Here is a 12,494-nt window from a genome sequence, read left to right as displayed (position 1 = left end):
TCGCGATCGTCGACGTGACGCTCAGCGCGAACTACATGAAGCGCCACATTCCCGGCGCGTGGTTCGCGGTGCGCGCGCAGCTGCGCGACGCGCTCGCGACGATCCCGCCGGCGCGGCGCTACGTGTTCACCTGCGGGTCGAGCCTGCTCGCGCGGTTTGCGGCCGCCGACGCGAGGGCGTGGCTGCCTGAGGCGGCGGAGATCGTCGTGCTGACGGGCGGCACCGCCGCGTGGATCGACGCGGGCCTGCCGCTCGAAGCGGGTGAGACGCGGCTGGCGTCGCCGCGCGTCGATCGCTACAGGCGGCCGTACGAAGGCACCGACAATGCGGCCGACGCGATGCAGGCGTATCTCGACTGGGAGTTCGGGCTCGTCGATCAGTTGAAGCGGGACGGCACGCATCGCTTCCGCGTGATCTGACGCGCGGCACGCGCGACACGCACCGGGCCGTCGGGCCGGGCGCCGCCGCGTTCAGCGCCGGAACGTATCGACCGCCGTGCGGCCGACGGCCGGGTCGTCGGTGAAGAAGCCGTCGATGCCCGCGCGCAGGTACGCCTGGATCTCGCGCACCGAGCCGGCCGTGTTGCGCTTGTCCGGCGTGCCGCCGTCCTTCAGCGATGCCGGAAGGAAGTTGTTTTCCGGCCGGAACGTGTACGGATGCACGACGAGCCCCGCCTCGTGCGCGTAGCGCACGTACGGGGTCGGCTGCTGCAGCGTGCCGTCCGCGCCAACCGCGATGATCGACGTCTTGTACGGCCCGACGCCGTTCGCGTACGTCGCGACCTCGCGCATGCCGTCCCGCGTTGACAGGTCGCCATACGTGCGCTTGTCGTTCGCCTTCACGAAGTCGTACGGGCGCTGCGCCGCTTCGTCCATCAGCTGCACGAGCTTCCAGTTCGGCTGGCTCGCGCGGATCCGGTTGCGGATCGCCTTCAGGTTCGCGACCTCGAACGACTGGATGTACACGGTCGCGGTGCGCGCGGTGTACGAATCCTTCTGCAGTGCGTCGACGAGGCGGTCTTCGAGCGGCAGGCCGATCGACTGGAAATAGGTCGGATGCTTGGTTTCCGGATACAGGTGGATCGTGCGGCCGACCTGCGCGGACATCTGCTTCGCGAGCGCGACGATCTCGTCGAACGTCGGGATCTCGAACTGGTCGTTGTACGCGGTGTTGGCCGGGCGCACCTGCGGGATGCGCTCTCGCGCGCGCAGCGTCTTCAGCTCGGCGAGCGTGAAATCCTCGGTGAACCAGCCGGTCAGCTGCACGCCGTCGATCGTCTTGGTCGTCTTGCGGCTCGCGAACTGCGGCAGCGCCGACACGTTGGTCGTGCCGGAGATCTCGTTCTCGTGACGCGCGACCAGCATGCCGTCGCGGGTCGACACGAGGTCGGGCTCGATCACGTCGGCGCCGTCCTCGATCGCTTTGCGATACGACGCCAGCGTGTGCTCGGGGCGCAGCGCGCTCGCGCCGCGATGGCCGACCACCTGCACCTTTGCCGAGATCGGTTGCGTCGGGTCCTGCGTGATGTCGTCACCGCCGCAGGCGGCGAGCACGAACGCAGCGGCACAGGCGAGCGGGACGCAGGAAAAGGCGGACGGGCGCTTGAAGAACATTTCGGGAAACCTTCGGAACGGGAGTCGGGTGATCGGGACGGCAATCGGGACGGCAATCGGCACGGCCCGCGCGCAAGCGGCGCGGACATGTAAACGATGCCGAACGGGATGCGATCGTCGCATCGGATCATTACATATGTATTACTTTGTGCTTTCTGATTGATTCGGGTGCGGCGGATCGCGAAATGGCACGCTCGGGCACGCGCACACCTTGTGCGAGTTCGGCGGACGCCGCCGCGTCGGCGGGCGTTGCCGCTGCCGCTGGCCGGGGCCGCAAGCCGGTCTCTGGACTGGCCGTGCGCCGGATGCACTAAACTTGCGGGAATTTTGCGTCGCCGAACCCGGTGACGCGGCGACTCGCGGGCGGGGGCGGGCGTTGGGCGCCGCACGCGTCCGGTGCGCGACACCGCCGATTTTCCCGAACACATGACGAACCAAACCGATCCCGCCTATCTGCTCGGCGAACTGCTGAAGAACGTTTCCCGGTCTTTCTACCTGACGCTGCGCGTGCTGCCCGACGGCATGCGCGAGCCGGTCGGCCTCGCGTACCTGCTGGCGCGCGCGGCCGACACGATCGCGGACACCGCGCTCGTTGCGCCCGACCGCCGCGCGGCGCTGCTGACTCAATTGCGCGAGAACATCGAACGGCTCGACGACGGCGCCGCGTTGTCCCGTGCGCTCGAAGACGTGACGCGGATGCAGACGGATTCCGGCGAACACGTGTTGCTCGGCTCGATGCAGCCGATGCTCGCGCTGCTGCGCGCGCAGGCCGACGCCGACAGCACGTCGATCCGCAAGGTCGTCGCGACGCTGACGTCGGGGATGGAGTTCGACCTGCGCACGTTCCCCGACGAGCAGTCGGGGCAGGTGGTGGCACTCGCGTCGCGCGACGACCTCGACCGCTACACGTATATGGTGGCCGGCTGCGTCGGCGAGTTCTGGACCGACATGACCGGCATGCACACGCGCGCCGCGCGGCGCTGGAACCTGGCGGACATGCGGGAGAAGGGGATCCGCTTCGGCAAGGCGTTGCAGATGACCAACATCCTGCGCGACTGTGCGAAGGATCTGCGGATCGGCCGCTGCTACCTGCCGGTCGACGTGCTCGCCGGCCACGGGCTCGCGGTTGCAGATCTGCTGTCGCCGGCCGCGTCGCCGCGCGCGCGTCCGGTGCTGATCGACCTGCTGCGCGTCACGCTCGCGCAATACCAAGACGCATGCCTGTATACGCTCGCGATCCCGCGGCGCTTCGTGCGGCTGCGGCTTGCGTGCCTGTGGCCGATCCTGATCGGCCTCGAGACGCTCGAGCTGCTCGCGGGCCACGACGCGTGGCTCGATCCGGCGCGTCCGGCCAAGGTGCCGCGCAAGCGCATCTACCGGATCATCGCGTCGTCGCTCGCGATCGTCGGCTCGAATGCCGCGATCCGCGCACGCGTGACGCGCCTCGTCGACGCCGTGGACGCGCAGATCCACGCGCTGAGCGGGGCGCCGGCCGCGCGCTGATTCCGGCGGCGTGCGCATTGCCGCACGCCGGCCTTGTTTCTCCGCCCGGCGTCCTGCCGGGCGCCGCCTCTTCGATATCCCAAGCATTCGATCGGCTGCTCGTCGCCGCATGAAGATTCGGTTGCCGAAATACGCGTGCAACGATCGTCAGCCATCCTGTCCGGCCTGCGCGAGCCGGGTTGTCGCACGACCGGTCGCGCAGGCGTCTGACGACATTGATCAGGCGTGCCGCGCACGTAAAAATGTAAAGCTAGGGTTTTCACTGGGAATTGCCGGAAAGCCGCGCCGGCTATGGGTCGGCGGGTGCTTTGTAACTGTTTGGTGAACCCGCGCGTTGCGTCGATCATACGATGACCGACCCTGTAACTTGGGAAATAATCGGTAATCCGTCAGAATGGCCCCCGCATGTACTCGCACATGTGTCGGAACCACACCAGAAAAGAATCAATCCTTGAGGACGGAGAATCAATGAAAAAGCGCGTCGCTGTCGCCATGACGGCTGTCGGCCTTGCGGCCGTTGCTACCACGGCCCATGCTCAAAGCAGCGTGACCCTGTACGGTATCGTCGACAACGGTCTTGCATACCAGAACAATGCGGCACCGACGACCGGCGCGACCACCGGTGGTCACTCGAAAGTGTCGATGTCCAGCGGCGTGTGGGCGGGCAGCCGCTTCGGCCTGAAGGGCGCTGAAGATCTCGGCGGCGGCACGAAGGCGATCTTCCAGCTCGAAGCTGGCGTGAACAGCGCGACCGGCGCGTCGCAATGGACGGGCGGCATCTTCACCCGCCAGGCATGGGTCGGGATGACGAACGAAGCGTACGGTACGCTGACGGCTGGCCGCCAGTACACCGCGTACTACACGCTGCTGTCGCCGTACAGCCCGACGACGTGGCTGACGGGCGCCTACGGCGCGCATCCGGGCGATATCGACTCGCTGGATACGAGCTACCGCGCGAACAACTCCCTCGTTTACATGTCGCCGAAGTTCTACGGCTTCACGGTCGGCGGCTCGTACTCGTTCGGCGGCGTGCCGGGCAGCGTGAACCGCGGTTCGACGTGGAGCGCGGCCGTCCAGTACCTGAACGGCCCGGCAGGCATCGCGGTCGGCTATCAGCGCGTCAACAACTCGACGCTCGGTGGCGGCGTGTGGGGCGATAACACGACGGTCACGAGCGGCGGCCAACCGGCGGTGTCGGCGATCAACAACGGCTACCAGACGGCGCAATCGCAGCAGCGCCTTGGTGTGACGGCTGGCTACCAGTTCACGCCGGCGTGGGACGTCTCGGTGTCGTACACGAACGTCCAGTACATCCCGGGTGTGGGCTCGTCGTTCCGCAACACGGCGATCTTCAATACGGCAGGCGCAGTGCTGCACTGGAAGGCGGCTGCTCAGTGGGACTTCGCGGCAGGCTACTCGTACACGCGTGCGACGGAGTCGAACGGCATCTCGAGCTCGGCGAAGTACCACCAGGTCACGCTGTCGCAGTACTACAGCCTGTCGAAGCGCACGGGCCTGTACGCACTCGAGGCTTATCAGCACGCAACCGGCAACACGCTGAGCAAGACTGGCGGCATCGTCACCGCAACGACCCAGATCGGCGATGGCGTGGCGGCTGGCGCCGGCCAGAACCAGATCGCCGTCGGCGTCGGCATGATCCACCGTTTCTGATTCCGCGCGGCGCGCGAGCGCCGCATCGGAACACGCGGTATACGAAACCGGCCTTCGGGCCGGTTTTTTTTTTCACGCGTCGCGCAAGCCTGCTCGTTGCGTCACTGCGCCGACGCATCCGTCGTCCAGCTTCCTCCCAATGCCTGGAACAGCGCCGCCGTGTCGGCGAGCCGGTCCGCCTGCGCGCGCGTCCGGTCGAGCGCGGTCTGCAGCGCCTGCCGCTGCGCGTCGATCAGCCCGAATTCACTGAGCCCGCCCGCCGCATAGCGCGCGGCGGAAATCGTGTTGCTCGCGTCGGCCTCGCGTGCCGCGTCGTCGCGCGACTGGAGCGCGGCTGCATCCTGTTCGACCGCGCGCATCGCATCGGCCACCTGTTGCAACGCCTGCAGCACGGTCTGCCGATAGCTCGCGAACGCGGCATCGTACGCCGCGTCGGCCGCGCGTTTCTTCGCGTGCAGTTCGCCGCCGTGAAAGAGCGGTTGCGTGAGGTTCAGTCCGAGGTTCCAGACGTTCAGGCCGTTGACGATGTCCGCGACCCGCGTGCGCTCGGAGCCGATGCCCGCCGACAACGCGAAGCGCGGATACAGGTTCGCGGTCGCCACGCCGACGTTCGCGCTCGCCTGATGGAGCAGCGCCTCGGCCGCGCGGATGTCGGGCCGTTCGCGCGCGAGCGTCGACGGCAGGGTCACGGGCAGCGTACCGGGCAGGTTCAGCGCATCGAGCGGCACGTCGGGCAGGTCCGCGTCCGACGGCGGCACGCCGAGCAGGATCGCGAGCCGGTGCTCCGTCTGCGCGAGCTGCGCGGCGAGTGGTGGCAGCGCGGCCTGTGTCTGCGCAAGCAGCGTGCGCTGCGCATGCACGTCGGCGCGCGCAACGCCGCCCGCCGCGTGGCGCGCTTCGATGATGCGCAACTGGCGCGTCTGCGCGTCGACGAGGCGCCGGGTCAGCGTGATCTGCTGCGCGAGCGACGCACGCCGGATCACAGTCGAGACGACGTTGCCGGCGAGTGTCAGGCGCGCCGCGTCGAGTTCGTACGACTGATAGTCGACCTGCGCGAGCAATGCCTCGAGCGCGCGCCGGTTGCCGCCGAATACGTCGAGCACGTACGACACGCTGACCGACGCGTCGTACAGCGAAAACGGCCCCGGAGTCGGCACGTTGGCCGGCAAGCCGAACGCGGCGATGTCGACTTTCTCGCGCGTCGCGGACAGCTTCGCGTCGACGCTCGGCAGCATCGTCGCGCCGGCCTGGGCGACGTAGTTCTGCCGAGCTTCGGCCAGCCGCGCCCGCGCTTCGTCGAGCGTCGGACTGTGCTGCCACGCAGTGTCGACGAGCCGGTTCAACGGCTCGGAGCCGAACTGCGTCCACCAATGCTGCGGCGCATGCGTGGCGGTGGCGAACGTCTGTGCGGCGCCGCCCGCGCCGTTTGCGGACACGGTAGTTTCGGGCGGCGCGCTGTGCGTGTAGCGCTGCGTGGCCGGCGCGGCCGGTGTGTGGAACTCTGGGCCGACCGCGCAACCGGCAGCGATTGCCGCGATGACGAAGGAGGCGACGACACGGGCAGAGGTACACGCAACGGTACTTGCAGCAGCACGGACAGCGGTACACGCAACGACACATACGGCAGCACATGCAGCAACACAACGGCGACACGGCGGAACGACTGGCATCGCGCGGCTCCTAGTCGAGCGTGCGCCGGTAGAAGCGCAGCGCGATGGCCATCACGACCACGGTGAACACGGCGACCGGCCACACCGACGGCCACAGGTCGACCCAGCCGTTGCCCTTGAGCAGGATCCCGCGCACGAGCCGGTTGAAGTAGGTGAGCGGCAGCAGGTTGCCGATGAACTGCGCCCATTTCGGCATCCCGGCGAACGGGAACATGAAGCCGGACAGCAGGATGTTCGGCAGGAAATAGAACACCGCGAGCTGCATCGCCTGCAGCTGGTTCTGCGCGAGCGACGACAGCGTGATGCCGACCGTCAGGTTCGCCGCGATGAACAGCAGCGCCGACAGGTAGATCGCGAGCAGGCTGCCGATGAACGGCACGTCGAACACGACGCGCGCGGCCGCGAGGATGATCGATACCTGGATCAGCCCGATGAACACGTACGGCACGATCTTGCCGGTCATCACCTCGATCGGCAGCACGGGCGTCGCGAGCAGGTTCTCCATCGTCCCGCGCTCGCGCTCGCGCGTGATCGCGAGGCCCGTCATCATCACCATCGTCATCGTCAGGATTACGCCCATCAGGCCCGGCACGACGTTGTACTGCGTGATGCCCTCGGGGTTGTAGAGCCGGTGCAGGCGCACGTCGAACGCGGCGGGGCGGCCATTCAGGTACGCGAGCGGGCCGGTCAGGTCCTTGTTCGCGACCGGCTGCACGAGGCCCGGCAGCGCGCCGATCGCCGACGCGGTCGCGACCGGGTCGGTCGCATCGGCCTCGACGAGCAGCGCGGGCCGCTCGCCGCGCAACAGGCGCCGCGAGAAGTCGGCGGGCACGGTCAGCACGAACTGCACGTCGCCGCGCGCGAGCGCGTGCCGGCCGGCCGCTTCGTCGGGCAGCGTCTCGACGATGTCGAAATATGCGGAGTTGTGCATCGCGGCGATGAAGCTGCGCGTGAACGGGCTCGCATCCGCGACGATCACCGCGGTCGGCAGATGCTTCGGGTCCGTGTTGATCGCGAAGCCGAACAGCGTGAGCTGGATGATCGGCACGCCGACGATCATCGCGAACGTCACGCGGTCGCGGCGCAGCTGCAGGAATTCCTTCAGCACGATGCTCCACCAGCGCGCGAACGAGAACGACGAGCGTAACCACGATGGCGTACTCATGACGGCGCGCCCCCGTTGCGCTTGTCCGCAACGCTCATCATGAAGATGAACACGTCTTCGAGCCCGGTGCCGATCGGCTCGACCCGCAGCGACGCATCGGCGGCGACCTGCGCGACCGTCGCTTCGAGCGCGCGGTGGTCGCGGCCGCTCACGTGCAGCGCGGAACCGAACACGACCGTCTGGTCGACGCCCGGCATCGCGCGCAGCCGCACGGACAGCTCGGTCAGGCGATCGCCGGTGATCGCCCAGGTCGCGAGCTGCTGCGACGCGACGATCTCCGCCGACGTGCCTTGCGCGAGCAGTTCGCCGTACGCGATATACGCGAGCTTGTGGCAGCGCTCGGCTTCGTCCATGTAGTGCGTGCTGACGAGCACCGAGATGCCTTGCGCGGCGAGCCGGTGCAATTCCTCCCAGAAATCGCGGCGCGCGGCCGGGTCGACGCCGGCGGTCGGCTCGTCGAGCAGCAGCAGTTCCGGGCCGTGCAGCATGCACGCGGCCAGCGCGAGCCGCTGCTTCCAGCCGCCCGACAGCGCACCCGTCAACTGGTTCGCGCGGCTCGCGAGGCCGAGCGTGTCGAGTGCGCGCTCGACGGCCGCGTTGCGATCGGGCATCTGGTACACGCGCGCGACGAAGTCGAGATTCTCGCGTATCGACAGGTCCTCCCAGTACGAGAAGCGCTGCGTCATGTAGCCGACGTGGCGCTTGATCTGCGCACTGTCGCGCACGATGTCGTAGCCGAGGCAGGTGCCGCTACCGGAATCGGGCGTGAGCAGCCCGCACATCATCCGGATCGATGTCGTCTTGCCGCTGCCGTTCGGCCCGAGGAAGCCGAAGATCTCGCCGCGCGCGACGCGCAGCGACACGTCCTTGACGACATGCTTGTCGCCGAAACGCTTGTTCAGCCGGTCGACATCGATCGCATATGGGGCGGGCGGCGTGTTCATTGCAGCCTCACGGCGACGGGCTGGCCCGGATGCAGCTTCGGCGCGTCGGCGACGGCCGGCCGCGCCTCGATCATGAACACGAGCTTTGTGCGGCTCTCGTTGCTGTAGATCACGGGCGGCGTGTATTCGGCCTCGCTCGACACGTAGGTGATGCGTGCGGGCACGTCGGCCGCGCAGCCGTCGCAGTGGATCGTGACCGCGCGGCCGGGCGCGAGCGTCCCGACGACGGTCTCCGGCACGAAGAAGCGCACCTTCACGTTCTGCGGCGGCAGCATCTGCACGACCGGGTTGCCGGCCTGCACCCATTCGCCGATCCGGTACAGCGTGTCGTAGACGAGCCCGGCCGCGGGCGTCGCGACGCGCTTCTGATCGAGCTTCCACTGCGCTTCGACAACAGCCGCCTGCGCGGCGTCGACCTGCGCGGCTTGCGCGGCGATCTGCTGCGAACGGCCGGGCAGGCGCGCGACGTCGACCTGGCTCTTCAGCTCGCGCACCTGCGCGGCAGTCGTCTGCGCGGACGCGCGCGAGTCGTCGAGTTGCTGCTTCGAGATGCCGCCGGCCGCGTATTGCTGCTGGTCGCGCGCGAGCTGGTCGGCGGCCTTGCCGGCCTGCGCGACGGCCTGCGCGAGCTGTGCCTGCGCGACGTTCACTTCGGGCGGGCGCTTGCCGGTGCGCAGGTCGCCGAGCTGCGCCTGCGCGGCCGCGAGCTGATGCTGAGCCTGCTGCAGCGCGGCGGTCTCGTTGACGGCTTCGAGTGCGAACACGGGCGCGTTTGCGGCGACCGTCTGGCCGCGCTGCACGGCGAGTTGCGTCAGCGTGCCCGCTTGCGACGACGACAGATAGACGAACTCGCCTTCGACATAGCCCTGGTAGGTCGCGTGGTTGCCGGCGCGCGGCCCGCAGCCGGCGACGAGCGTGGCAAGTGCGGCACAGGTGGCGAGCGCGAACGCTGCGGCGCGGGCCGGTTTCACGATCGGCTCCGGGGTGCGCGCGCGCGGCGGGGCGGCGCGGCGGCGGGCGGCTGCATGCCGAAGCCGAGCAGCGCGCGGACGTGCTTCTGCAGCACGTCGCGATCGATCGGCGGCATCCCGCGCGCGCTTTGCCACAGCTTCGCGGTTGCGAGCGGCAGCATCACGAGCGCGATGATCGAATGGAACAGGAACGCGGGTTCGAGCGCAGGGTTCACGGTGCCGGCCTGCTGCGCGTGCCGGATGCGTTCGGCGAAGCGTCCGACGTGTTCGAGCGGGATGCGCTCGACCATCCGTTCGCGCAGCAGGCCGCCTTCGTTGACGATCTCGCGCAGCCACAGCGACGGCAGCCACGGCATCCGCCCGGTGACGTCGAAGAAGCGGTCGACGAGTTCCGCGACGAGCGCGAACGGATCGTGCTCGGCCACCGGTTCGGTCGGCCGCCAGACGACCGCGATCACCTGCATCAGCCGTTCCTCGACGATCGCGTCGAGCAGTTGCTCGCGGTTCGTGAAGTAGTAGTGGACCATCGCCGACGTGACGCCCGCGGCGTCGGCGATCTGCGCGACGGTCGTCGCCGCGATGCCGCGCTCGGCGAACAGCGCGGTCGCGATGTCGAGCATGTGGTTGCGCAGGTCGAAATCGTCGACCGACGGGCGGCGCCCGCGCGGCCTGGCGATCGTGGATTTCGCGTTCATGCAGACCACGCTAATTGATGAGTTAGTTAATTTCAAGGAAGGGTTTTCGCCGGAATTGACGGGCGTCAGGCGGAGCGCGAAGCAGGGGGCGGGGATGGGCCGTTGGGGCCGGAGCAGCGCGGAAAGCGGAGGTGGGGGAATGAAAGGAGCGGCTACAGAAATGCCGACCGGTTTCTTCGGGGAATCGCGCGCGGGGTTTTGCTGCGCGCTGTGCCGCCTGCTTCGTCGCGCTCCAATCCGGTTTCAACGGGCAGGAGGGGCGCGGACGAAGCTGGCGCGCGAGCGGGCGCGACGGTCGTCGCTACTGATCCATCGCCGACTTGAGCGGATCGTGCTCGCCCGTCAGCCCGAACACGACGAGCTGCGCCGGCTCGGTATCGCTCGCGTTGCGCGATACCTGATGCCGCGAGCCGGGCGGTTCATACCAGCCTTCGCCCGCGCGGTAGCGACGCAGCGGGCCGTCGTTGACCTGCGACAGCACTTCGCCCTTCGACACGACCGCGAACACCGAGCCGAGATGCCGATGCGGCTCGGATGCCTGGCCGGGCGCGTAGTCGACGGTGGCGACCACGGCCAGCTTGCCGGGCGCTTCCGGCACGGCCTGCTTCATGACGGGGTGGACGCTGTCGCCGCCGCTGCCATCGTGCGCATGCGCGGCCGGCATCGTTGCGCCCAGCATGAGCGCGGCGCATATGGCGGCGCGCATGAAAACGCTATGAGTCATGGCGACCTCCTTACTCGGGCATCTTGCGGAACGCGATCGCGAGGCGATTCCACGAATTGATCGTCGTTACGAGCAGCGACAGGTCCATCAGCTCTTCATCGGTGAAGTGCGGCCGCACGACTTCCCAGACGGCGTCGGGCACGTGATCGACGGCGACCAGCGTCAGCGCCTCGGTCCACTCCAGCGCCGCGCGCTCGCGGTCGGTGAAGAACGGCGTTTCGCGCCACGTGACGACCGTCGCGAGCCGGCGGTCGGTTTCGCCGCCCTTGCGCGCGTCGGTGGTGTGCATGTCGACGCAGAACGCGCAGCCGTTGATCTGCGACGCACGCAGCCGCACGAGCTCGGCGAGCGGCTTCTCGATCGAGCTCCTGGCCAGGAATTCCTCGGCGTTGCGCATCACCTTGATGGCGTTCGGGCTGGCGGCATAGAAATTCATGCGGGGTTGCATGGCGGGTCCTCGTTTGGTTGATACGCACGGCGGCGCGACAGGACCCAGATTAACGATCGGGTTGGCCTGCTGGAATGACCAATTTCCGGTAAATCGAGGTAGCCAGTGGCCAATGGTCAGACACCCGCCCGCAGCAGCACGGCGAGCTTCGCGAGCGCCGTGTCGATGCGCGTTGCGTCGATGCCGCCATAGCCGAACAGCAGGCCGCCCTGGCGCGGCGCGTCGACGTGGAACGCGGCGATCCCGTACAGCCCGATGTCGTGCGCGCGCGCCGCCGCGATCAGCGCGGCCTCGTCGACGCCGGCCCTGACGCGCGCGGCGAGGTGGATGCCGGCGGCCGGCACGACCACGTCGAACCACGGCGCGAGGCTGTCGCGCAGGTGCGCGATCAGCACCTTGCGCCGCGCGTCGTAATGCTTCTGCACGCGGCGCAGGTGGCGCGCGAAATCGCCGTCGAGCATGAAGCGGGCGAGCGCCGTCTGCGTGAGCGTGCAGCTGTGCCAGTCGGCGATCTGCTTTGCCTTGCGCAGCGCCGGGTGCAGCGTGGCCGGTGGAATCGCGTAGCCGATCCGCAGTTCCGGGAAGATCGTCTTCGAGAACGTGCCGACGTACGCGACGAGGCCCGCGCGGTCGAGGCTCTTCAGCGATTCCATCGGACGTCCTTCGAAGCGGAACTCGCCGTCGTAGTCGTCCTCGATGATCACGGCCCGCCGCCGCTGCGCCCATTCGAGCAGCGCGACGCGCCGCTCCAGGCTCATCGGCATGCCGAGCGGGAACTGGTGCGACGGCGTCACGTAGACGAGGCGTGCATCGTCGGGCAGCCGGTCGACGACGATCCCGTGCGCGTCGACCGGCACGCCCGCCACCGTCGCGCCGAGCGACGCGAACGCGGCGCGCGCCGGCGGATAGCCGGGATCCTCGACCGCGACGACGTCGCCGGGCCGCACGACGACGCGCGCGAGCAGGTCGAGCGCCTGCTGCGCGCCCTGCGTGACGATCACGTCCTGCCAGTTGCAGGCGACCGCGCGGCTGAACGCGACGTAGCGCGCGATCGCGAGCCGCAACTGTTGGTCGCCGGCCGGGTCGTGAA

General features: G+C 68.5%; 12 protein-coding genes. 3 read left to right on the top strand and 9 right to left on the bottom strand.

Annotated elements, in window-relative coordinates:
- Window positions 1-419: rhodanese-like domain-containing protein (locus tag G3N94_RS35650; protein WP_346778760.1), on the top strand; the 419-nt coding region annotated here is incomplete at its 5' end.
- 51 nt (window positions 420-470) lie between these two features.
- On the opposite strand, the gene G3N94_RS35645 is transcribed toward G3N94_RS35650, so the two are convergent.
- Window positions 471-1,613, bottom strand: coding sequence for a glycerophosphodiester phosphodiesterase (locus G3N94_RS35645; RefSeq protein WP_205798799.1), 1,143 nt, complete (start codon window positions 1,611-1,613; stop codon window positions 471-473).
- A gap of 426 nt (window positions 1,614-2,039) precedes the next feature.
- Here G3N94_RS35645 and G3N94_RS35640 point away from each other — a divergent pair, with 426 nt between their 5' ends.
- Together G3N94_RS35640 and G3N94_RS35635 are read left to right on the top strand one after the other, a co-directional pair.
- Window positions 2,040-3,116: a phytoene/squalene synthase family protein gene (locus tag G3N94_RS35640; protein ID WP_205798797.1), complete on the top strand. Its 1,077-nt coding sequence runs from the start codon at window positions 2,040-2,042 to the stop codon at window positions 3,114-3,116.
- Between the two features lie 468 nt (window positions 3,117-3,584).
- Window positions 3,585-4,787 (top strand): porin, encoded by a 1,203-nt coding sequence (locus G3N94_RS35635; RefSeq protein WP_205798795.1) that lies wholly within the window; start codon window positions 3,585-3,587, stop codon window positions 4,785-4,787.
- 101 nt (window positions 4,788-4,888) lie between these two features.
- On the opposite strand, the gene G3N94_RS35630 is transcribed toward G3N94_RS35635, so the two are convergent.
- From G3N94_RS35630 to G3N94_RS35595, 8 genes are all read right to left on the bottom strand, one after another.
- Window positions 4,889-6,325 carry an efflux transporter outer membrane subunit gene (locus tag G3N94_RS35630; protein WP_346778761.1) on the bottom strand — a complete coding sequence of 479 codons (1,437 nt, stop codon included), beginning with the start codon at window positions 6,323-6,325 and terminating at the stop codon, window positions 4,889-4,891.
- Window positions 6,326-6,467: 142 nt separating this feature from the next.
- A complete protein-coding gene (locus tag G3N94_RS35625) occupies window positions 6,468-7,622 on the bottom strand; it encodes an ABC transporter permease (RefSeq protein WP_205798791.1) in 1,155 nt (384 codons plus the stop codon).
- On the bottom strand, window positions 7,619-8,566 hold the full coding sequence (locus G3N94_RS35620; RefSeq protein WP_205798789.1) for an ABC transporter ATP-binding protein: 948 nt from the start codon (window positions 8,564-8,566) through the stop codon (window positions 7,619-7,621). The genes G3N94_RS35625 and G3N94_RS35620 overlap by 4 nt, the downstream gene beginning before the upstream one ends.
- Window positions 8,563-9,537 (bottom strand): HlyD family efflux transporter periplasmic adaptor subunit, encoded by a 975-nt coding sequence (locus G3N94_RS35615; protein WP_205798787.1) that lies wholly within the window; start codon window positions 9,535-9,537, stop codon window positions 8,563-8,565. The genes G3N94_RS35620 and G3N94_RS35615 overlap by 4 nt, the downstream gene beginning before the upstream one ends.
- Complete coding sequence (locus tag G3N94_RS35610) at window positions 9,534-10,232, bottom strand: TetR/AcrR family transcriptional regulator (RefSeq protein WP_205798785.1); 699 nt, start codon at window positions 10,230-10,232, stop codon at window positions 9,534-9,536. The genes G3N94_RS35615 and G3N94_RS35610 overlap by 4 nt, the downstream gene beginning before the upstream one ends.
- A gap of 301 nt (window positions 10,233-10,533) precedes the next feature.
- Window positions 10,534-10,956: a cupin domain-containing protein gene (locus G3N94_RS35605; RefSeq protein WP_205798783.1), complete on the bottom strand. Its 423-nt coding sequence runs from the start codon at window positions 10,954-10,956 to the stop codon at window positions 10,534-10,536.
- Window positions 10,957-10,966: 10 nt separating this feature from the next.
- Entirely contained in the window at window positions 10,967-11,404 is a 438-nt protein-coding gene (locus G3N94_RS35600) for a carboxymuconolactone decarboxylase family protein (protein ID WP_205798781.1), read from the bottom strand.
- A gap of 116 nt (window positions 11,405-11,520) precedes the next feature.
- The coding region (locus G3N94_RS35595; protein ID WP_205798779.1) for a PLP-dependent aminotransferase family protein at window positions 11,521-12,494 on the bottom strand (974 nt) is incomplete at its 5' end.

The organism is Burkholderia sp. Ac-20353 (assembly GCF_017104785.1).
GTDB lineage: Bacteria > Pseudomonadota > Gammaproteobacteria > Burkholderiales > Burkholderiaceae > Burkholderia.
Note: the sequence above shows the minus strand (reverse complement) of the source record. Positions and strands in the feature narration are given on the sequence as shown.

Coding starts and splice junctions, on each gene's coding strand:
- G3N94_RS35640 (WP_205798797.1), top strand. CDS start 2,040: ATGACGAACCAAACCGATCCCGCCTATCTGCTCGGCGAACTGCTGAAG.
- G3N94_RS35645 (WP_205798799.1), bottom strand. CDS start 1,613: ATGTTCTTCAAGCGCCCGTCCGCCTTTTCCTGCGTCCCGCTCGCCTGT.
- G3N94_RS35620 (WP_205798789.1), bottom strand. CDS start 8,566: ATGAACACGCCGCCCGCCCCATATGCGATCGATGTCGACCGGCTGAAC.
- G3N94_RS35635 (WP_205798795.1), top strand. CDS start 3,585: ATGAAAAAGCGCGTCGCTGTCGCCATGACGGCTGTCGGCCTTGCGGCC.
- G3N94_RS35625 (WP_205798791.1), bottom strand. CDS start 7,622: ATGAGTACGCCATCGTGGTTACGCTCGTCGTTCTCGTTCGCGCGCTGG.
- G3N94_RS35600 (WP_205798781.1), bottom strand. CDS start 11,404: ATGCAACCCCGCATGAATTTCTATGCCGCCAGCCCGAACGCCATCAAG.
- G3N94_RS35605 (WP_205798783.1), bottom strand. CDS start 10,956: ATGACTCATAGCGTTTTCATGCGCGCCGCCATATGCGCCGCGCTCATG.
- G3N94_RS35610 (WP_205798785.1), bottom strand. CDS start 10,232: ATGAACGCGAAATCCACGATCGCCAGGCCGCGCGGGCGCCGCCCGTCG.